Source organism: Geodermatophilus sp. SYSU D00766 (assembly GCF_054049915.1).
The window spans coordinates 24,195-42,221 of the sequence record NZ_JBJGYI010000005.1 but is presented as its reverse complement, the minus strand read 5'-3'; the positions used below and the strand labels follow the sequence as shown (position 1 = coordinate 42,221).

At 76.3% G+C, this 18,027-nt stretch carries 21 protein-coding genes and 1 pseudogene; 10 read left to right on the top strand and 12 right to left on the bottom strand.

Annotated features, from left to right (window positions below; all coding sequences use genetic code 11):
* Positions 1 to 7: 7 nt before the first annotated feature.
* Genes ACI8AD_RS06350 through ACI8AD_RS06340 form a run of 3 tightly spaced genes read left to right on the top strand, consistent with a single transcriptional unit; the run spans position 8 to position 2,294 of the window.
* Positions 8 to 1,246 (top strand): magnesium transporter MgtE N-terminal domain-containing protein, encoded by a 1,239-nt coding sequence (locus ACI8AD_RS06350; RefSeq protein ID WP_456869680.1) that lies wholly within the window; start codon positions 8 to 10, stop codon positions 1,244 to 1,246.
* Entirely contained in the window at positions 1,239 to 1,778 is a 540-nt protein-coding gene (locus tag ACI8AD_RS06345; protein WP_456869679.1) for a DUF1003 domain-containing protein, read from the top strand. The genes ACI8AD_RS06350 and ACI8AD_RS06345 overlap by 8 nt, the downstream gene beginning before the upstream one ends.
* A 39-nt stretch (positions 1,779 to 1,817) precedes the next feature.
* Positions 1,818 to 2,294, top strand: coding sequence for a methylated-DNA--[protein]-cysteine S-methyltransferase (locus tag ACI8AD_RS06340; RefSeq protein WP_456869678.1), 477 nt, complete (start codon positions 1,818 to 1,820; stop codon positions 2,292 to 2,294).
* 19 nt (positions 2,295 to 2,313) lie between these two features.
* On the opposite strand, the gene ACI8AD_RS06335 is transcribed toward ACI8AD_RS06340, so the two are convergent.
* From ACI8AD_RS06335 to ACI8AD_RS06320, 4 genes and pseudogenes are all read right to left on the bottom strand, one after another.
* Entirely contained in the window at positions 2,314 to 2,541 is a 228-nt protein-coding gene (locus ACI8AD_RS06335) for a hypothetical protein (RefSeq protein ID WP_456869677.1), read from the bottom strand.
* Positions 2,542 to 2,575: 34 nt separating this feature from the next.
* A pseudogene (locus ACI8AD_RS06330) lies at positions 2,576 to 2,899 on the bottom strand (SDR family NAD(P)-dependent oxidoreductase); the annotation flags it as partial.
* Positions 2,896 to 3,213 carry an AzlD domain-containing protein gene (locus tag ACI8AD_RS06325; protein ID WP_456869676.1) on the bottom strand — a complete coding sequence of 106 codons (318 nt, stop codon included), beginning with the start codon at positions 3,211 to 3,213 and terminating at the stop codon, positions 2,896 to 2,898. The gene ACI8AD_RS06325 and the pseudogene ACI8AD_RS06330, both read right to left, overlap by 4 nt.
* Positions 3,210 to 3,899: an AzlC family ABC transporter permease gene (locus ACI8AD_RS06320; protein ID WP_456869675.1), complete on the bottom strand. Its 690-nt coding sequence runs from the start codon at positions 3,897 to 3,899 to the stop codon at positions 3,210 to 3,212. The genes ACI8AD_RS06325 and ACI8AD_RS06320 overlap by 4 nt, the downstream gene beginning before the upstream one ends.
* Before the next feature lie 220 nt (positions 3,900 to 4,119).
* Here ACI8AD_RS06320 and ACI8AD_RS06315 point away from each other — a divergent pair, with 220 nt between their 5' ends.
* A complete protein-coding gene (locus ACI8AD_RS06315; RefSeq protein ID WP_456869674.1) occupies positions 4,120 to 5,280 on the top strand; it encodes an Mrp/NBP35 family ATP-binding protein in 1,161 nt (386 codons plus the stop codon).
* Between the two features lie 50 nt (positions 5,281 to 5,330).
* On the opposite strand, the gene ACI8AD_RS06310 is transcribed toward ACI8AD_RS06315, so the two are convergent.
* The 5 genes from ACI8AD_RS06310 to sigE all read right to left on the bottom strand — a co-directional run bounded on the left by ACI8AD_RS06310 (position 5,331) and on the right by sigE (position 9,088).
* Positions 5,331 to 5,801, bottom strand: coding sequence for a mycothiol-dependent nitroreductase Rv2466c family protein (locus tag ACI8AD_RS06310; protein ID WP_456869840.1), 471 nt, complete (start codon positions 5,799 to 5,801; stop codon positions 5,331 to 5,333).
* A gap of 25 nt (positions 5,802 to 5,826) precedes the next feature.
* Positions 5,827 to 6,207 (bottom strand): twin-arginine translocase TatA/TatE family subunit, encoded by a 381-nt coding sequence (locus ACI8AD_RS06305; protein ID WP_456869673.1) that lies wholly within the window; start codon positions 6,205 to 6,207, stop codon positions 5,827 to 5,829.
* 52 nt (positions 6,208 to 6,259) lie between these two features.
* Positions 6,260 to 7,840 (bottom strand): trypsin-like peptidase domain-containing protein, encoded by a 1,581-nt coding sequence (locus ACI8AD_RS06300; protein ID WP_456869672.1) that lies wholly within the window; start codon positions 7,838 to 7,840, stop codon positions 6,260 to 6,262.
* Positions 7,841 to 7,919: 79 nt separating this feature from the next.
* On the bottom strand, positions 7,920 to 8,495 hold the full coding sequence (locus tag ACI8AD_RS06295; RefSeq protein ID WP_456869671.1) for an anti-sigma factor family protein: 576 nt from the start codon (positions 8,493 to 8,495) through the stop codon (positions 7,920 to 7,922).
* A complete protein-coding gene (gene sigE, locus ACI8AD_RS06290; protein WP_456869670.1) occupies positions 8,492 to 9,088 on the bottom strand; it encodes an RNA polymerase sigma factor SigE in 597 nt (198 codons plus the stop codon). Before sigE ends, ACI8AD_RS06295 begins: the two co-directional genes overlap by 4 nt.
* A gap of 195 nt (positions 9,089 to 9,283) precedes the next feature.
* Here sigE and ACI8AD_RS06285 point away from each other — a divergent pair, with 195 nt between their 5' ends.
* Complete coding sequence (locus ACI8AD_RS06285; RefSeq protein WP_456869669.1) at positions 9,284 to 9,943, top strand: O-methyltransferase; 660 nt, start codon at positions 9,284 to 9,286, stop codon at positions 9,941 to 9,943.
* A 4-nt stretch (positions 9,944 to 9,947) separates the two neighbouring features.
* Here ACI8AD_RS06285 and ACI8AD_RS06280 read toward each other — a convergent pair whose 3' ends face one another.
* Positions 9,948 to 10,559: a 2'-5' RNA ligase family protein gene (locus ACI8AD_RS06280; protein ID WP_456869668.1), complete on the bottom strand. Its 612-nt coding sequence runs from the start codon at positions 10,557 to 10,559 to the stop codon at positions 9,948 to 9,950.
* Positions 10,560 to 10,578: 19 nt separating this feature from the next.
* Positions 10,579 to 11,799: a glucose-1-phosphate adenylyltransferase gene (gene glgC, locus ACI8AD_RS06275; protein ID WP_456869667.1), complete on the bottom strand. Its 1,221-nt coding sequence runs from the start codon at positions 11,797 to 11,799 to the stop codon at positions 10,579 to 10,581.
* Positions 11,800 to 11,861: 62 nt separating this feature from the next.
* Here glgC and glgA point away from each other — a divergent pair, with 62 nt between their 5' ends.
* The 5 genes from glgA to ACI8AD_RS06250 all read left to right on the top strand — a co-directional run bounded on the left by glgA (position 11,862) and on the right by ACI8AD_RS06250 (position 17,311).
* Entirely contained in the window at positions 11,862 to 13,034 is a 1,173-nt protein-coding gene (gene glgA / locus ACI8AD_RS06270) for a glycogen synthase (RefSeq protein WP_456869666.1), read from the top strand.
* A gap of 43 nt (positions 13,035 to 13,077) precedes the next feature.
* The gene (locus ACI8AD_RS06265; protein WP_456869665.1) at positions 13,078 to 14,280 is read left to right on the top strand and encodes a PP2C family protein-serine/threonine phosphatase; all 1,203 of its coding nucleotides are present in this window, start codon (positions 13,078 to 13,080) and stop codon (positions 14,278 to 14,280) included.
* Positions 14,277 to 15,353 carry a hypothetical protein gene (locus tag ACI8AD_RS06260; protein ID WP_456869664.1) on the top strand — a complete coding sequence of 359 codons (1,077 nt, stop codon included), beginning with the start codon at positions 14,277 to 14,279 and terminating at the stop codon, positions 15,351 to 15,353. Before ACI8AD_RS06265 ends, ACI8AD_RS06260 begins: the two co-directional genes overlap by 4 nt.
* Before the next feature lie 40 nt (positions 15,354 to 15,393).
* On the top strand, positions 15,394 to 16,128 hold the full coding sequence (locus tag ACI8AD_RS06255; RefSeq protein WP_456869663.1) for a GAF domain-containing protein: 735 nt from the start codon (positions 15,394 to 15,396) through the stop codon (positions 16,126 to 16,128).
* A 70-nt stretch (positions 16,129 to 16,198) separates the two neighbouring features.
* Positions 16,199 to 17,311 carry a spore photoproduct lyase family protein gene (locus tag ACI8AD_RS06250; protein WP_456869662.1) on the top strand — a complete coding sequence of 371 codons (1,113 nt, stop codon included), beginning with the start codon at positions 16,199 to 16,201 and terminating at the stop codon, positions 17,309 to 17,311.
* Here ACI8AD_RS06250 and ACI8AD_RS06245 read toward each other — a convergent pair.
* Complete coding sequence (locus ACI8AD_RS06245) at positions 17,308 to 17,982, bottom strand: DUF6766 family protein (RefSeq protein WP_456869661.1); 675 nt, start codon at positions 17,980 to 17,982, stop codon at positions 17,308 to 17,310. The genes ACI8AD_RS06250 and ACI8AD_RS06245 overlap by 4 nt on opposite strands.
* Positions 17,983 to 18,027 lie beyond the last annotated feature (45 nt).

Below are 18,027 nucleotides of genomic sequence, written 5' to 3'. Positions count from 1 at the left end.
ACCGACCGTGAGCACGGTGACCAGGGCCTACGTCTCGCGGCTCGCCGGGCTCCCCGTCTTCGACCCCAACGGCGACCGGGTCGGGCGGGTGCGCGACCTGGTGGTGGCCCTGCGCGTGGGCACCGCCAGCCCCCGGGTGCTGGGCCTGGTCGTGGAGGTGGTGGCGCGCCGCCGCATCTTCGTGCCGATGGGCCGGGTCACCACGGTCGACCCGGGCGCGGTCGTGCTCTCCTCCGGCACGCTCAACCTCAAGCGGTTCGAGCAGCGGCGCGGCGAGACGCTGGTGCTCGGCGAGCTGCTCGACCGCACGGTCAGCCTCCGCGAGTCCGGCCGGCGCGCCACCGTTGTCGACGCGGGGATCGAGCAGACCCGCACCGGGGAGTGGGAGGTCACCCGGCTCGCCGTCCAGGAGCCCGGCCGGCTGGGCCGGCGGGGGCAGCTGCACCAGCTGGCCTGGGACGAGGTGTCGGGGCTGGCGCTGTCCGAGACCGGCCAGGGCGCCGAGACGCTCATCGCCACCTACCGCGAACTCAACGCCGCCGACCTCGCCCACGCGCTGCAGGACCTGCCGGTCAAGCGGCGCCACGAGGTGGCTGCCGCCCTGGACGACGAGCGGCTGGCCGACGTGCTCGGCGAGCTGCCCGAGACCGAGCAGATGGCGATCCTGCAGACCCTGGAGGAGGCCCGCGCCGCCGACGTCCTCGAGGAGATGGACCCCGACGACGCCGCCGACCTGCTCTCCGAGCTGTCCAACGTCGACCGCAACCGGCTGCTGGAGCTCATGGAGCCCGGCGAGGCCGAGCCGGTGCGCCAGCTGCTGCAGTACTCCGAGGACACCGCCGGCGGGATCATGACCAGCGAGCCGGTGATCCTCACCCCCGACGCGACGATCGCCGAGGCGCTGGCCCGTGTGCGCGAGCCGGAGCTCACCCCGTCGCTGGCCAGCCAGGTCTACGTCTGCCGGCCGCCGTCGGCCACCCCGACCGGCCGCTACCTGGGGCTCGCGCACATCCAGCGGCTGCTGCGCGAGCCACCCTCGGCGCTGGTCAGCGGCGTGCTCGACGACCTCGAGCCGCTGCGGCCGGAGGCCCCGCTGGCCGAGGTCACCCGCTACTTCGCCACCTACAACCTCGTCGCCGCGCCGGTGGTCGACGACCGCGGCCGGCTGGTGGGCGCGGTGAGCGTCGACGACGTCCTCGACCACCTGCTGCCGGAGAACTGGCGGGAGCGGGCCCGCCGTGGCTGACGGCCGGCGGCTCGACGTCCCCCGCGGCTCGCCCCGCGGGCTGGGCAGCTACCTGCGGCTGGACCCCGACGCGGTCGGCCGGTTCGCCGAGGCCATCGCCCGCTTCCTGGGCACCGGCCGCTTCCTCGCCGTCCAGACGATCATCGTGGTGCTCTGGATCGCGCTCAACGTGTTCGCCGTGCGGCTGCGCTGGGACCCCTACCCCTTCATCCTGCTCAACCTGGCCTTCTCCACCCAGGCCGCCTACGCCGCGCCGCTGATCCTGCTGGCGCAGAACCGGCAGGCCGACCGCGACCGGGTGCAGGCGGAGGAGGACCGCGCCCGCGCCGCGCAGACCCGGGCCGACACCGAGTACGTGGCCCGCGAGCTGGCCGCCCTGCGGCTGGCGATCGGCGAGGTGGCCACCCGAGACTTCATCCGCGGCGAGCTCAACCGGCTGGTGGAGGCCCAGCCGGCCGAGGAGCGGGAGAAGAAGGCCAAGAAGCGGCACAAGGAGGCCGCCCGGCCGGCGCTGGCCGACCCCACGGCGTAGCCCCCCCGTTCCGTCGTACCCCTGCGGCACCCTGCAGGCATGCGTGCGCACGCGGTGGTGCCCTCGCCCATGGGGCCGCTGACCGTCGTCACCGACGACGGCGTGCTCGTCCGGCTGTACCTCTCGCCGCCCGGTCCCGAGGCCGACCTCGGTGCGCGGGACGACGCCGCCCTCGCCGACGTCGCCGGTCAGCTCGGTGAGTACCTCGCCGGTGAGCGGGAGGCCTTCGACCTGCCGCTGAGGCCGGTGGGCAGCGTCTTCGAGCGGGCGGTGTGGCGGGAGCTGACCCGCATCCCCTACGGGGAGACGCGCAGCTACGGCGCGGTCGCGGCCGCCGTCGGCGAGCCGGGCGGCGCGCAGGCCGTGGGCCTCGCGTGCGGGCGCAACCCGCTGGCCGTCGTCGTGCCCTGCCACCGGGTGGTCGGGGCCGACGGCAGCCTGGTGGGCTTCGGCGGCGGGCTGGCGCGCAAGCGCTTCCTGCTCGACCTCGAACAGCGGGACACCCGGCTGTTCTGAGTCGGCGCGGCGCGGGCGGTCAGCCCGCCGGCGTGCGGAACTGCGTGCGCAGGAAGCGGTCCCACAGCGCGTCGGGCAGCAGGCGGCGCTGGGCGACGAGCAGCCGCGCCGACGGCGTCACCCGGACCCGCACTGGAGCGCGCCGCGCCTCGACGGCGGCCGCGACGGCCCGCGCGACGTCCTCGGGCGTGCCGCCGAAGCGGGCCAGCGGGCCGCGGGTGCAGGCGGCCAGCGTCGCGTCGGCCACCGCCGCGTTGCAGGAGGCGTACGACGTCGGTCTCGAACTGCCGGCGGAGGTCGTCCATCGCCAGCGTCTCCACCGCGCCCGACTGCGAGTGGCCGGCGTTGTCGACCAGGACGCCCACCCGGCCGTGGCGCTGCACCACCGTGTCGACCGCGGCCGCCATCGACTCCTCGACGGTGACGTCGAGGGCCAGCACCTCGCAGCCGGCGTCCGCGAGCCCGGCCAGGGTCTCCGGGCGCCGGGCGGTGGCCACCACGGGCAGCGGCCCGTCCAGCAGCCGGAGGGCGGTCGCCCGGCCGATGCCGGTCGAGCACCCGACCGTAGCCGGGGGGTGTCCCCCGTCACCGCGCCGGCGCCTCACCCCGCCAGGACGTGCACGAGCGCCCCCGTGACGCCGGCGAGCAGCAGGACGACGACGAAGGGGGCGCGCAACGCCAGCGCCACCGCGGCGACGGCGAGCCCGGCCAGCCGGCCGTCGACGACCAGGTCGCGCCCCGCCGCCACCGCCTGCACCGCCACGAGCGCGGCCAGCAGCGCGGCGGGGACGAAGGTGACCATGCGGGTGACCCACGGCCGCTCGACCCACGCCGCCGGGACCGACAGCCCGGCCAGCTTGAGCAGGTAGCAGCCCAGCGACCCGGCCAGCACGACGGCCCACAGCGTCCCGGTGCTCACCGGCTCTCCTCCCGCGGCGGGCCGGCCAGGGCGACGGCGACGACGGCGGCCACCACCTGCACGCCGGGCGGCACGAACGGGGTGAGCGCCAGCGCCACCGCCGCGCCGCCGAGGGCGACCCGGCGGGCGACCGCGGGCTCCTCCGCGCCGGCCCGCAGCCGCGGCCACAGCAGGGCCAGGAACGCGGCCGGGACGACGGCGTCCAGGGCGGCCTGCGCGGTCTCCCCCAGCGCCGCGGCACCGAGGGCGCCGACCAGCGTGGTGGTGTTCCAGACGGTGAAGATCGCCGCGCCGCCGGAGAGGAACGCCAGCCGGGCCAGGTCCCGGTCGGGGGCGGCCACGGCCAGCGCCGTCGTCTCGTCGATCACCCAGTGCGCCAGGCCCAGCCGGCGCAGCAGCCCGCGGGGGGCGAGCAGCGGGGCGAGGCGGACGCCGTAGACGGTGTTGCGGGTGCCCAGCAGCAGCGCGCTGCCGATCGCCGCGGCCGCGCCACCCCCGGCCCCGAGCACGCCGACGAGGGCGAACTGCGAGGCGCCGGTGAACATCAGCAGCGACATGGCCAGCGCCTGCCAGGGGTCCAGGCCCGCGGAGTCGGCGGCCGCCCCGAAGGCGACGCCGTAGAGACCGACGGCGACCCCCAGCCCGATCGCGTCGCGCAGGACGGCGGTGCGGGCGGTTCCGGACACGGGAGCCGAGGCTAGTGACCCGCCCGGGGAGGGAAGCGAGGCGCCCGGCACGGCGTTGACCTGCACGGGTGCGGGGCGCCGGACTGCGCAGCACGTCACCCCCGCGCCGGGCGGCACCCGGTGCCGACCGCCGTACAGTGGCAGGTGGCCCGGAGAGCGCGTCCCCGCCCCGTGCGGCAGGCCGCGCCGGGTCCCCCCGTCGAAGGAGACACACACCCCCATGTCCGACACGCTGACCGGCTCGCCGGCGCTCGACGCCGTCAACGCCGCTCTGGCCACCGTCCAGGACCCGGAGATCAACCGTCCGCTGACCGACCTCGGGATGGTCAAGGACGTGCAGATCGGGGTCGGCGGCGACCCGGGCGCGGTGCGGGTCGAGGTCTACCTCACCGTGGCCGGCTGCCCGATGCGCGAGACGATCACCAACCGGGTCACCACCGCGGTGTCCGCCGTGCCCGGCGTGACCTCGGTGCAGGTCGGCCTCGACGTCATGAGCGACGAGCAGCGCGCCGAGCTGCGCCGGACCGTGCGCGGCACCGACGCCGCCGAGCCGGTCATCCCCTTCGCCCAGCCGGGCTCGCTGACCCGCGTCTACGCCGTCGCCTCCGGCAAGGGCGGGGTGGGCAAGTCCAGCGTCACGGTCAACCTGGCCGCCGCGCTGGCCAAGCGGGGCCTGTCGGTCGGCGTGGTCGACGCCGACATCTACGGCCACTCGGTGCCCCGCATGCTGGGCGTCGAGGACAAGCCGACCCAGGTCGACAACATGATCATGCCGCCGCAGTCGATGGGCGTGAAGGTCATCTCGATCGGCATGTTCACCCCGGGCAACACCCCCGTGGTGTGGCGCGGGCCGATGCTGCACCGCGCGCTGCAGCAGTTCCTCGCCGACGTCTGGTGGGGCGACCTCGACGTGCTGCTGCTCGACCTGCCGCCCGGCACCGGTGACGTGGCGATCTCCATCGCCCAGCTGCTGCCCGGCGCGGAGATCCTCGTGGTGACCACGCCGCAGCAGGCCGCCGCCGAGGTGGCCGAGCGGGCCGGCGCGATCGCCACCCAGACCCACCAGCAGGTGGTCGGCGTCATCGAGAACATGTCCTGGCTCGAACTGCCCGACGGCTCGCGCATGGAGGTCTTCGGCTCCGGCGGCGGGCAGGCCGTCTCCGACGCGCTGACCCGCACGCTCGGCGCCCGGGTGCCGCTGCTGGGCCAGATCCCGCTCGACACCCGGCTGCGCGAGGCCGGCGACGCGGGTGCGCCGATCGTGCTCGCCCAGCCGGAGACGCCGGCCGCGCAGGCGCTCACCACGATCGCCGACTCCCTCGCCGTCCGCCAGCGCGGGCTGTCCGGCATGTCGCTGGGGCTCACCCCCGTCCGCCGCTGAGACACCGGAGGCCCGGTCCCGTCGGGGACCGGGCCTCCGTCGTCTCCGGGTCAGGTCCGCGGCGGCTCGCGCGGCCCGGCCTGGAGCTCGTGGAACCCCCGGGTCGCGGCGACGAGCGCGACGCCGTCCCACAGCCGGCCGGCGGCCTCCCCGCGGGGCACCTGCGACAGCACCGGGCCGAACCAGGCGACCGGGCCCCGCGGGCCGGGCACCGCGACGACGGGCGTGCCGACGTGCGAGCCCACGAGCCGGGTGCCGGCCTCGTGCGAGGCGCGGACGAGGTCGTCGTGCGCGGCGGAGCCCATGACCTGCGCCAGGTCCTGCGGCAGCCCGACCTCCTCGAGCACGTCCCCGGGGTCCGGCCACTCGCCGCGGGTGTGCACCGCCTCTCCCCAGACCCGGTAGGGGGCGGTCAGCGCGTCCTGCCCGTGGCGGTCGGCGACCACGGCGAACAGGCGCACCGGCTGCCAGAGCCAGCCCTCGGGATCCCCCTCGGGGTCGTCGTCGCGGCCCTCGTTCAGTCGGCGTCCACCGCCCGCGCCGGGGTCAGGTGGCGTCGACGTCGAAGGGCGGCGGGACGCTGCGGTCGCGCCGCGCCGGGGCCGGCTTCACCAGGCTCGCCGCGGTGGCCCCGGCGGCGGTGGCGCTGCCGCGGCGCACCGGCGGGGTGTCGTCGTCGTCCTCGAACAGCTGCGCCCGGATGAACGTCTTCGGGTGGTACTTGCGCAGGTCGAGGTCGCGCAGGCCGGCGAGCTCCTCGCCGAGGGACTCGTCGACCTGGGCGCGCACCCCGGTCAGTGCCGTGCGGACCTTCTTCAGGCCGGCGGCGGCGTCGCGGGCGAGGGTGGGCAGCCGCTCGGGCCCGAAGATGAACAGCGCGGCCAGCGCCAGGACGACGATCTCGCCCCACCCGATCGAGTCGAACACCCGCCACTCCCGTCCTCGGTCGCACCCAGGGTAGTTGCGCCCGAGCTCCCGACTAGGCCTGGTCGAGCGTCGCCTGGACCGTCGTCGAGGACCCGTTGCGGATCAGCTCGATGGTCACCACGTCCCCGGGCCGGTGGGCGTCGACGGCGACGACGAGCTCCTCGGAGCTGCCGACCGGCACGTCGTCGACGGCGATGACCACGTCCTGCTCGCGGATCCCCGCGGCGGCCGCGGCGCTGTCGGGCTCCACGTTGAGCACGAGGGCGCCGTCGCGGGTGCCGTCGGTGACCGACCGGGCGTTGACCCCCAGCGAGGCGTGCACGGCCGTGCCGGTGGAGATCAGCTGCTCGGCGATGTCGCGGGCGGTGTCGATCGGGATCGCGAAGCCCAGGCCCACGCTGCCGCCGCCGAGCGAGGCGATCGCGGTGTTGATGCCGATCACCGCGCCGGTGGCGTCGACCAGCGCGCCACCGGAGTTGCCGGGGTTGATCGGGGCGTCGGTCTGCACGGCGCTGATGACCGCGTTGGTGTCGCTGCCCTCCCCCGCCAGCCGCACCGGCCGGTCGAGGGCGCTGACGATGCCGGTGGTGACGGTGCCGGCCAGGCCCAGCGGCGAGCCGATGGCCACCACCGGGTCCCCGACGACGACGTCGTCGGAGCTGCCCAGCGAGGCGGTGACCAGGCCGGGCCGGTCCACCTTGAGGACGGCGAGGTCGCTGGCCGGGTCCCGGCCGACGATGCGCGCCTCGGACCCGGTGCCGTCGCTGAACACCGCGCGGATCGCGGCGCCCTCGACGCCGTCGGCGCCGGAGATGACGTGGTTGTTCGTGACGATGTAGCCGTTCTCGCCGTCGACGACCACGCCGGAGCCGGTGGCGCCGGCCTGGCCGATGCGCACCTCGATGGAGACCACCGCCGGCGTCACGCGCTCGGCGATGTCGGCCACCGACCCCGGCTCGCGGGTGACGGCGTCGTCGGTCTCGGACAGGGTGGTGCCCGGGGCGAGCAGCGGCGTCTCCGCGGCCTCGCGGGTCAGCAGGTAGCCGACGCCACCGCCGAGCGCGCCGGCCAGCAGCACCGCGAGCAGCACGAGGGCGGCCACCCGCACCGACAGGTCCCGCAGCCGCAGCTTCCGGCGGCCCTTCCGGTCGACGACGACCGGGCCTTCCTGCTCGGCCTCCTCCTCGAACACCGCCGGGCCGGCGAGGCCGGCCGGGGCGTGCGGGTCGCGCCACGGGTCGCTCCGGGCGTCGGACTTCCACCAGGGCCCGGCCGAGGTGCGCCGCCGGCCCGGGCGTCCGCCGGGCGGCTCCTGCAGCCCGGCCTGCCCGGCCGGGCCGCGGAAGGCGCGCAGCACGGCCTCCGGCGGCGGTGGGGCGACCGGACGCGGCGGCGGGGTGGGCCGGTCGCCGGCGAAGCTGCCGGGGACGGTGGCCGGCCGCCCGAAGGCGGCCTGCTGGGCCGGGCTCGGCGGCGCGGCCGCCTGCACCGCGGGGCGCCCGCGCTCGGGCGGGTCGAACGGTCCGGAGGCGCCGGCGGGACGGGCGAAGGCCGCGTCGTCGGCCTCGGGGGTGCGGTCGGCGGTGCGCTCGCCGTCGTCGGACCCGGACTGCCGGGCGTCGGGTGGCGTCACGGGTACAGGGTCCTCCCGGGACCTGGCAGGTGGGCGCGGCGGGTCGGCCCCGCCGCCGGGGGACCCCGAGTGTCGCAGGTCAGGGGGTGGTGCCGGCGGCGTCCTGCGACTGCGTCAGCGTCCGCACCACCGGGGGCCGCACCTCGGTGCGCTCGTCGGGCCCGGACCCGCCGGCCACCGACGACGGCGGCGAGGCGGGCGAGGCGGTGCCGACGTCGGGCAGCTGGAGGGCGAGCGCGGCGACCCCGAGGCTCAGCCCGATGAAGGTCCCGGCCACCCCGCGGCGCAGCCAGCGTGCCTGGTGCAGGGGTGCGCTGCGCGCGGGCGGGTCGTCGAGCGCGATGGTCCAGCAGCCCGAGGAGTCGGTGACGGTCAGCTGCCCGGGCCCGGCGGCGACCGCGCCGAGGCCGCCGGAGCCGGGGACGTCGGCGGTGAACGGGATGGCGCACAGCCGGGACAGCAGGTCGCCGGGGACGGCGACGTCGGCGGCGGTGTGCAGCGCCTCCTTGGCCTCCCGCTGGGCCTGCACGAGCATCCGGCACTCGGCGCAACCGGCCAGGTGACGGGCGGCGCGGGCGGCGGGGCCGCTGGCCAGCTCGCCGTCGACCAGGGCCGCGATGGCCTCCTGCGCCAGGTGGCTCTCCGGCAGGCTCATGCCGTCGCCCCCGGTGCGGCGACCCCCCGGGGAGCGAGGTGCGCCAGCGCCTGGCGCAGCTGCACGCGGCCGCGGTGGATGCGGCTGCGCACGGTGCCGAGCTTGATGCCGAGGGTGGTGGCGATCTCCTCGTAGGTCAGACCCTCGATGTCGCAGAGCACGACGGCGACGCGGAACTCCGGCGGCAGCGCGTCGAGCGCCGCCTGCACCTGCGGGTCGAGGTGGGTGTCGGCGTAGACCTGCTCGGGGCTGGGCGCGGTGCCGGGCAGCCGCTCGGTGTCCTCGGGCAGCGCGTCGAAGCGGATCCGCTGGCGGCGGCGGACCATGTCGAGGAAGAGGTTCGTGGTGATCCGGTGCAGCCAGCCCTCGAAGGTGCCCGGTGAGAAGTCCGCGAGCGAGCGGAACACCCGCACGAAGGTCTCCTGGGTCAGGTCCTCGGCGTCCTGCGCGTTGCCGGAGAGGCGGTAGGCGAGCCGGTAGACGCGGGCGGAGTGGTCCCGCACGACCTGCTCCCAGGTGGGCGCGACCCACACCTCACCGGCGCCGGACACGCCCGGCTGGTCGGTGGCAGGGGGGACGGCGGCCTCGGACACGTCCCCAGTATCGCGGACGCGCACGCTGCCGACCTCCCCCGCGGGGTGGGCGGGGACGGCGGCACGCTCGGGTGTCACACCCGGCCCAACGGGCGGTCGTTCCCGCGGTGTTCCCGTTCACAGGGACCTCACAGGTCCGGGTCACACCTGCGCGTCCCGGGTCGCGGCGCCGGCGGCCTCTACCCTCGGCCGGTGATGAGCGCCGAGGGACCCCCGCCGCACGCGGGCGGCACCGGCGGCGCCGCGTGGGCCGACCGCTACGCCGCCGAGGACCCCGTCCTCGCCGCCGCCCGGACCCGGGCGGGCGCGCTGGGCGGGCAGCCGCCGGTGGAACCGGCCGTCGGCGCCGCCCTCGCCGTCCTGGCCGCGGGCAGCAGCGCCCGCGCGGTCGTCTCGATCGGCAGCGGCGGCGGGGTCGCCGGCCTCTGGCTGCTGCGCGGCATGCGCCCCGACGGGGTCCTCACCGTGCTGGACACCGACCCCGAGCAGCTGCGGGCGGCCCGGCTCGCCCTCGCCGAGGCCGGCGTCCCGCCCGGCCGGACCCGGCTGATCTTCGGCACGCCGGCCGAGGTGCTGCCGCGGCTGTCGCCGGGCGCCTACGACCTGGTGGTGTGCACCGCCCCGCCCACGGAGTGGTCCGGCCACCTCGGCGCCGTCGCCGGGCTGGTGCGCACCGGCGGCACGCTGGTCTGCCACGGCCTGCTCGCCGGCGGCCGCATCGGCGACCGCGCCGCCCGCGACCCCCAGACGGTGGCCTGGCGCGACCTGGCCCGCACGGTCCGCGAGGACGAGCAGCTCACCTCCGCCGTCCTGCCGGTCGGCGCGGGCCTGCTGCTGGCCACCCGCCGGCCGTGACGGGTCAGGCCGCGAACGCGTGCTCGGCCAGCGGCTCCCAGGGGCCCCCGAGGTAGCGCCACAGCCCCAGCCCGCGGGCGGGCACCACGTGCGGGCTGAACCCGGCCGCGAGCCGGTCGCGCAGCTGCCGGGCCACCTGCGGCTCGACCTTGTTCTGCACGGTCACGTGCGCCGACAGCCGCTGCCGGTCCTGCCGGGTCAGCCACGGGTCGAACTCCGCGGCCAGGGCGGCGTGCAGGGCCGAGAGCTCGCCGGCGTGCAGCCGGTAGGCGACGCCGCGGCCGAGCAGCTGCAGGCCGGTCACCGCGACGTCGAAGGGCGGCCGGTCCGCGGCCCGGGCCAGGGCCGCGTCGACGGCGGGCCGCTGCTCCCCGGGCAGCGCGTGGAACAGCGTCACGTGCGCGGCCACGTGGTTGCGACCGGCCGGGAAGTGCTCGGCGCGCAGCCGGTCGAAGCGGGCCTGCGCCTGCGCGCCGAGCAGCAGCGTGACGACCAGAGGTGACGTGCTGGAACGGCCCTCGTGCAGGGGCCCGGCCCGAGCGGCGGATGGCCCCGTCCGGAGGCTCGCCCCGAGCGTGCGAGGGGTGAGGGGGACGGGGTCCTTCTCGGGGGGCACGGGGGTCCTTCGTCATCCGCTAGACGATCGCGCGGGCGCCCTTGCCCAGGACCGCCACGCCCCCGGCGCTGACGTGGTAGTGCTCCCGGTCGGCGTCGGTGTCGACGCCGATCCGGGCCCACGGCGGCACGACGACGTTCTTGTCGAGGATCGCCCGGCGGACGTAGGCGCCCTCGCCGACGTGCACGCCGTTCATCAGCACGCTGTCCTCGACCCGGGCGCCGCGGTCGACGTGCACACCCGGTGAGACGACGCTGTTGTGCACCGACCCGCCGCCGATGATCGCCCCGGCGCTGACCATCGACTCCTCGGCCCGGCCACCGAGCACGAACTTCGCGGGCGGCAGCTGCGGCGGCAGCGTGTAGATGGGCCAGCGGTCGTTGTAGAGGTTGAACACCGGCGTCACCGACACCAGGTCCAGGTGCGCGTCGTAGTAGGAGTCGATCGTCCCGACGTCGCGCCAGTACCCGTGGTCGCGCTCGGTGGTGCCCGGGACGACGTTGGTGGAGAAGTCGTAGACGTGGGCCCGGCCCTGGTCGGCGAGCATCGGCATGATCGACCCGCCCATGTCGTGCACGGAGTCGGGGTCCTCGGCGTCGGCCCGCAGCGCCTCGAGCAGCGCGTCGGTGGTGAAGACGTAGTTGCCCATCGAGGCGAAGGACTCCTCCGGGGAGTCCGGCAGCCCCGGCGGGTCGGCCGGCTTCTCCAGGAAGCCGCGCACCTTGCCGTCGGCCCCGGCGTCGATGACCCCGAAGCCGGTGGCCTCCTGCCGCGGCACCCGCAACCCGGCGATGGTGACCCCCGCGCCGGTCTGCACGTGCTGGTCGACCATCTGTCCCGGGTCCATCCGGTAGACGTGGTCGGCGCCGAAGACGACGACGATGTCGGGCCGCTCGTCGTAGATCAGGTTGAGGCTCTGGAAGATCGCGTCGGCACTGCCGGTGTACCAGCGCGGGCCGAGCCGCTGCTGGGCCGGCACCGGGGTGATGTAGTTGCCGAGCAGCTGCGACATCCGCCACGTGGTGGTGATGTGCCGGTCGAGGCTGTGGCTCTTGTACTGGGTGAGCACCGCGATCTGCCGGATCTCGGCGTTCACCAGGTTCGACAGCACGAAGTCGATGAGCCGGTAGTTGCCCCCGAAGGGGACCGCCGGCTTGGCACGGTCAGCGGTCAGCGGCGCCAGCCGCTTGCCCTCACCACCGGCCAGGACGATGCCGAGCACCCGGGGACCCCCACGCATGGGGCGAACCTAGCCGCTCCGGCGTCCGGCGGCCCCTCGCCGTCCCCCCTAGGGTGACCGACGTGCGGATCGGCATCGTCACGCGCGAGTGGCCCCCCGACGTCTACGGCGGCGCGGGGGTGCACGTCGAGCACCTGGTCGCGGCGCTGCGCTCGCTGCCCGCGGGGCCCGACGTCGACGTCCACGCCTTCGGCTCCCCGCGGCCCGACGCCGTCGGCTGGCCGGTGCCGCCGGGGCTGGCCGGCGCCAACGGCGCGCTGCAGGCGCTGGGCACCGACGTCGAGATCGCCGCCGCGCTCGGCGGCGTGGACCTGGTGCACAGCCACACCTGGTACGCCAACGGCGCGGGCCTGCTGGCCGGGCTCGTACACGGCCTCCCCCACCTGGTCACCGCCCACTCCCTCGAGCCGCGCCGGCCGTGGAAGGCCGACCAGCTCGGCGGCGGCTACCGGCTGTCGTCGTGGGTGGAGCGCACCGCCTACCTCGCCGCCGACGGCGTGATCGCGGTCAGCCGCGGGATGCGCGCCGACGTCCTCGACGCCTATCCCGACCTCGACCCGGCCCGGGTGCACGTCGTCGGCAACGGCGTCGACGCCGAGGCCTACCGCCCGGTGCACGACCCCGACGTCGTCCGCTCGCTGGGCGTGGACCCCGACCGGCCCTACGCGCTGTTCGTCGGGCGGATCACCCGGCAGAAGGGCGTGGTCCACCTGCTACGGGCCGCCGAGCGGCTGCCGGCCGACGCGGGCCTGGTGCTGTGCGCCGGGGCCGCCGACACCCCGGCGGAGCGGCAGCAGGTCGCCGACGCCGTCGCAGAGCTGCAGGCCCGCCGCCCGGGGGTGGTGTGGATCGAGGCGATGCTGCCGCGCGAGCAGCTCGTGCCGCTGATCACCGGGGCCACCGTGTTCGTGGTCCCCTCGGTGTACGAGCCGCTGGGCATCGTCAACCTCGAGGCCGCGGCCTGCGGCACGGCCGTGGTCGCCAGCGCCGTCGGCGGCATCCCCGAGGTCGTCGCCGACGGCGTCACCGGCCTGCTGGTCCCCTACGACCCGGACGACGTCGCCGCCTTCGAGGCCGGCCTGGCCGAGCGGGTCGCCGAGCTGCTCGCCGACCCGGCGCGCGCGGCGGCGATGGGCGCGGCCGGCCGGGAGCGGGTGCTGTCGGAGTTCGGCTGGGCGGCGATCGCGCAGCAGACGGTGCAGGTCTACACGTCGGTGCTGGAGGCGCGCGGCTGAGTCCGTCGGTGTGCGCGGGCGCCGGGTGGGAAGCTGTCCCCCCGTGACGTCCCAGCCCTCCGCCGAGGACCCGATCCGCGCACTGGTGCGCGCGTCGCACCGGCTGCCCGCCGACGACCTGGGCGCCGTCGTCGCCGCGCACGCGCGTCGGCTGGGCGCCCACGACGCGGTCGTCTACCTCGCCGACTACGCCCAGCACCAGCTCGTCCCGCTCGCCGGCGCGGGCGTGCCCGACCGGCCGCTGCTGACCATCGACGGCTCGGTCGCCGGCCGCGCCTTCCGCCGGGTGGAGCCGGTGCGGCCGGCCCCGCACGACGGGCCGGGGAGCCTGTGGCTGCCGCTGCTCGACGGCGCCGAGCGGATCGGCGTCCTGGAGCTCGTGCTGCCGGATGAGGTCTCACCGGCCCTCGAGGACGACACGCGGTCGTTCGCCTCGCTGGTCGCCGAGCTGGTGGTCACCCGCGACTCCTACAGCGACGTCTTCTCCCGGCTGCGCCGGCGCCGGCCGCTGACGCTGGCCGCGGAGATGCAGTGGGAGCTGCTGCCCCCGCTGACCTACGCCAGCGAGCGGGTGGTGGTGACCGGTGCGCTGGAGCCGTCGTACGAGATCGGCGGGGACACCTTCGACTACGCCGTCAACGGCCCGCTGGTCGACCTCGCGGTGCTCGACGCCGTCGGCCACGGGCTGCCGGCGGCGCTGCTGGCCACCGCGGCCGTCGGCGCCTACCGGCACGCCCGGCGCGAGGGGCTGGACCTGCCCGCGGTCGCCGCGGCCATGGACGCCGTCGTCGCCGGGCAGTTCCCCGACAGCCGGTTCGCCACCGCCGCCGTGGCCCGGCTCGACCTGGGCACCGGGCTGCTGCGCTGGGTCAACTGCGGGCACCCCGAACCGCTGCTGGTGCGCGACGGCGTGCCGCTGCACCCGCCGCCGTGCCGGGTGTCGCGGCCGCTCGGGCTGCTCGCCGCCGAGCCGGAGGTCTGCGCGGTGCAGTTGCGCCCCGGCGACCGGGTGCTGCTCTACACCGACGGCGTCGTCGAGGCGCGCTCCCCGGACGGGGAGTTCTTCGGCGAGGAGCGGCTGGCCGACCTCGTCGTCCGCGCCGAGCTCGCCGGCGACCCGCCGCCGGAGACGATGCGCCGGCTGATGGGCAGCGTCATGGACCACCAGGACGGGCAGCTGCAGGACGACGCCAGCATCGTCATGGTCGAGTGGCGCACCGGCCGGGAGAGCCGGCTGCTGCCGTGAGCACCGCAGCAGTCGGCGACGGGCCGGGTCCCGGCGCCGTCGCCCGCCCGGACGTCGTCGTCGGCCTGGTCGCCGCGCCCGGGGCGCCGGCCGAGGTGGCCGACGAGCTGGCCGCCGACCTCGCCGGTGCCCTGCGCGGGGAGCACCCGGAGGTCGCCTGGGACGTGCGCGTCGTCGAGGACGGCCTCGTCACCCCGCCGGCCGACGACGCCGAGATCGTGGCCGCGGCGCGCGAGCGGCTGCTGGCCGAGGAGTGGGACCTCGCCGTCTGCGTGACCGACCTGCCGCTGACCGTCGCCCGTCGCACCGTGGTGGCGCACGCCAGCCCCGTCCACGGCGTCGCGCTGCTGTCGCTGCCGGCGCTGGGCGCCGTCGGCCGCCGACGACGGGCCCTGCAGACGTCGCTCGGACTGGTCCGCGCGCTGCTCGGCGACGGCGGAGGGGACCCCGGGGCGCTGCGCCGGCGGCTGCGCGAACTGGCCGCCGACCAGGGCGACGCCGGGGTCGGGTTCACCGCGCGGGTGCTCACCGGCAACCTGCGCCTGCTGGTCGGCATGGTGCGGGCCAACCGGCCGTGGCGGCTGACCGCGTCGTTGTCGCGGGCGCTGGCCGCCGCGGTGGCCGCCGGCGTGTTCGCCCTGGTCACCTCCGACATCTGGCGGCTGGCCGACCGGTTCGGTCCCGTGCGGCTCGCGGCGGTCGGGCTGGGCTCGGTGGTGGCCATCTGCGCGACGCTGGTCGTCGGCGCCCGGCTCTGGGAGCGGGCCGGCTCGCCGCGGGTGCGCAAGCAGGTGGCGCTGTTCAACCTGGCCACGGTCGCCACCGTGGTGCTCGGCGTGCTCACCCTCTACGCCGTCCTGTTCACACTCGCGCTGACCGGTGCCCTGCTGCTGGTGCCCTCCGGGTTGTTCGCCGAGGGGCTCGGGCACCGCGCCGGCCTCGGCGACTACCTGGAGCTGGCCTGGTTGACCAGCTCGCTGGCCACCGTCGGCGGCGCGCTGGGCGCCGGGCTGGAGGAGGACGAGGCCGTCCGCGAGGCCGCCTACACCCACCGGCCAGGTGCCGGCGGGTGACCCGCTGGTCCCGCCCACCCGAGCGGGGGGAGGATGAACCGTGACCATCGCCACGCGGTTCGCCGCGGCGCTCGACCGCGAGAGCGCCGGCGGGTCCGGGGACGCCGAGCTCCTGCCGGTGCGGCTGTCCCGGGCCGCCGCGGTCACGCTCGGCGTGGACGGGGCGGGCCTGTCGATCGTCGACCCCACCGGCGAGCGGATCCCGCTCGGGGCCAGCAACGCGGAGTCCGCGTGCGCCGAGCGGCTGCAGTTCACCGCCGGCTCCGGGCCGTGCTGGGAGGCCCAGCGGGCCCGCCTGCCGGTGTTCGCCGTCTCCGCCGACCTGCACCGCCGCTGGCCGGCCTTCGCCGAGATGCTCACCGACCAGACCCCGTTCCGGGCGGTGGTGGCCTTCCCGCTGCGGGAGGACCTGGCCGGCGCCGGCGCGCTGGACCTCTACTTCACCGACGAGGCGGCGGTCCCGGCGCTCGACGTGTTCTCGGCGGTGGCGGTGGGTGAGCTGGTGACCGCGGCGCTGACCGAGGCCGCCGTGTGGTCGGACTGGCCGGCGGAGAGCGGGCCCGCGTGGCTGCACGGCCCAGAGGCGCGCCGGCGGTCCGCGGTGCTGCGGGCCGCCGGCCGCGCGGCGATGGTGCTGCAGTCGGACCCGGTGACCGCGCTGGCGCTGCTGCGCGGCGCCGCCTACGCCGGCGGGCGGACCGTCGAGGACCTCGCCGAGGACCTCGAGAGCGGCCGGCTGCGGGTGGAGGACGTCGTCCCCGGGCCCGCCGCCTGACCCGTCCCGTGTGACCGTTCCCGCAGGTCAGCGCCGGAATCGGTGCCCTGCGGGGGGTGCTGCACCTCCCGTGACCGACGCGTTGCCGCCGTCCGCCGTCCCGGCTCCCGCACCCGTCCCCTCCCCCACCCGCCTGCTCGACGTGCGCACCCTCTACGCCGAGCCCGCCGCCCTGGAGTCCGCGCGCGGCCGCGAGGTGCTCGCCCGGTTCCCGGGGGCCGAGGTGGTCGAGGTGCCCTCGCACTGGCAGATCCCCGAGCTCAACGGCAACGCGGGCAACGTCGAGCGCTGGGTGCGGGTCAAGACCGAGACGCTGGTGCTCGGGGTGAAGAAGTCGCTGTCGGCCCGGCCGAACAGCCGCTCGTCGAACTGGATCGCCCCGTCGACGGCGAACGGCTGCGCCATGGCCTGCGCCTACTGCTACGTCCCCCGGCGCAAGGGCTACGCCAACCCGATCACCGTGTTCACCAACATCGAGCAGATCACCGGCTACCTGCGCCGGCACGTGGCCCGGCAGGGCGTCAAGGCCGAGCCCGACCAGTGCGACCCGGTGAGCTGGGTGTACGACATCGGTGAGAACAGCGACTGCTCGGTGGACGCGCTGGTCAGCGACAACGTGGCCGACCTGGTCGCCACGTTCCGCGGGCTCCCGACCGCCAAGGCGTCCTTCGCCACCAAGTACGTCAACCGGCAGCTGCTCGACCTCGACCCGCAGGGCCGCACCCGCATCCGGTTCTCGCTGATGCCCGACGCCGACTCGAAGGTGATCGACGTCCGGACCAGCCGCGTGCCCGACCGCGTCGCCGCCGTCGACGACTTCGTCGAGGCCGGCTACGAGGTGCACCTCAACCTCTCGCCGGTGGTGCTGCGCGACGGGTGGGAGGCCGACTGGGCCGACCTGCTGCGCCGCCTCGACGACACCCTCTCCCCCGCCGCCAAGGCCCAGGCCGCGGCCGAGGTGATCATGCTGACCCACAACCGGGACCTGCACGAGGTCAACCTCGGCTGGCACCCCAGGGCCGAGGACCTGCTGTGGCGGCCGGACCTGCAGCAGCCCAAGCGCAGCCAGAACGGCCAGTGGAACGTGCGCTACCGCAACGATGTCAAGCGGGCCGGCGTCGAGCGGCTGCAGGAGCTCATCGCCCACCACGCGCCCTGGCTGCGCGTGCGCTACGCCTTCTAGCCCGTCTCGCCGGTGTCGCCGTGGGCGGCGCCCACCGGTTTGGACTCCGGGGAGCCGCGCTGGCGCAGGTACACGGCGAACACCGCCATCGACCCGACGGCGAGCATCTCCGACTGCCAGTTCTGGAAGGTGCGGCTCCAGAAGTCGGCCCGGCCGAGGTAGCCGACCCAGCTGACCGGGTCGGCGTGGGACTGCAGCTGCTCGGTGTTGTACGCCGTCCACCCGGCGATGGACGTCGCCACCCAGGTGAGCAGGAACAGCGCGCCCATCAGCAGGCCCAGCGAGCGCGAGAACAGGCCGGCCCGCCACCCGCCGGCGCGCACCCACGACGGCGAGTCCGGGCGCGCGTGCGCGCCCGTCCGCTGGTCCTCGTCGCTCTCGGTGCCGACCTGGTCGGGCTCCTTCGACTCCGCCGAGCCGCGCTGGACCAGCCACACCGTCGCGAACACGTAGAGGAAGAACTGCAGGTACTCCGACTGCCAGTTCTCCATGACGTCGACGGCGAACGACGAGGAGGTGACGTAGTCGGCCAGCGACACGGGGTCGAGCCCCTGGTCGAGGCGCTGCTCGCTCTCCTCGGCCGCACCGGCGAGCGCCTGGCCGACGAGGGTGGCCAGGAACAGCCCACCGAACGCCAGGCTCAGCCCGTTGTCGCGCAGGACCCGCCGCACGCCGGTCACCGCCCCAGCAGCGCCAGCACGACGCAGTACGCGACC

Bases quoted from the DNA above. Each gene is read 5' to 3' on its own strand.
- ACI8AD_RS06340 (WP_456869678.1), top strand. From the start codon at position 1,818: ATGCGTGCGCACGCGGTGGTGCCCTCGCCCATGGGGCCGCTGACCGTC.
- ACI8AD_RS06315 (WP_456869674.1), top strand. From the start codon at position 4,120: ATGTCCGACACGCTGACCGGCTCGCCGGCGCTCGACGCCGTCAACGCC.
- ACI8AD_RS06295 (WP_456869671.1), bottom strand. From the start codon at position 8,495: ATGAGCCTGCCGGAGAGCCACCTGGCGCAGGAGGCCATCGCGGCCCTG.
- ACI8AD_RS06285 (WP_456869669.1), top strand. From the start codon at position 9,284: ATGAGCGCCGAGGGACCCCCGCCGCACGCGGGCGGCACCGGCGGCGCC.
- glgC (WP_456869667.1), bottom strand. From the start codon at position 11,799: ATGCGTGGGGGTCCCCGGGTGCTCGGCATCGTCCTGGCCGGTGGTGAG.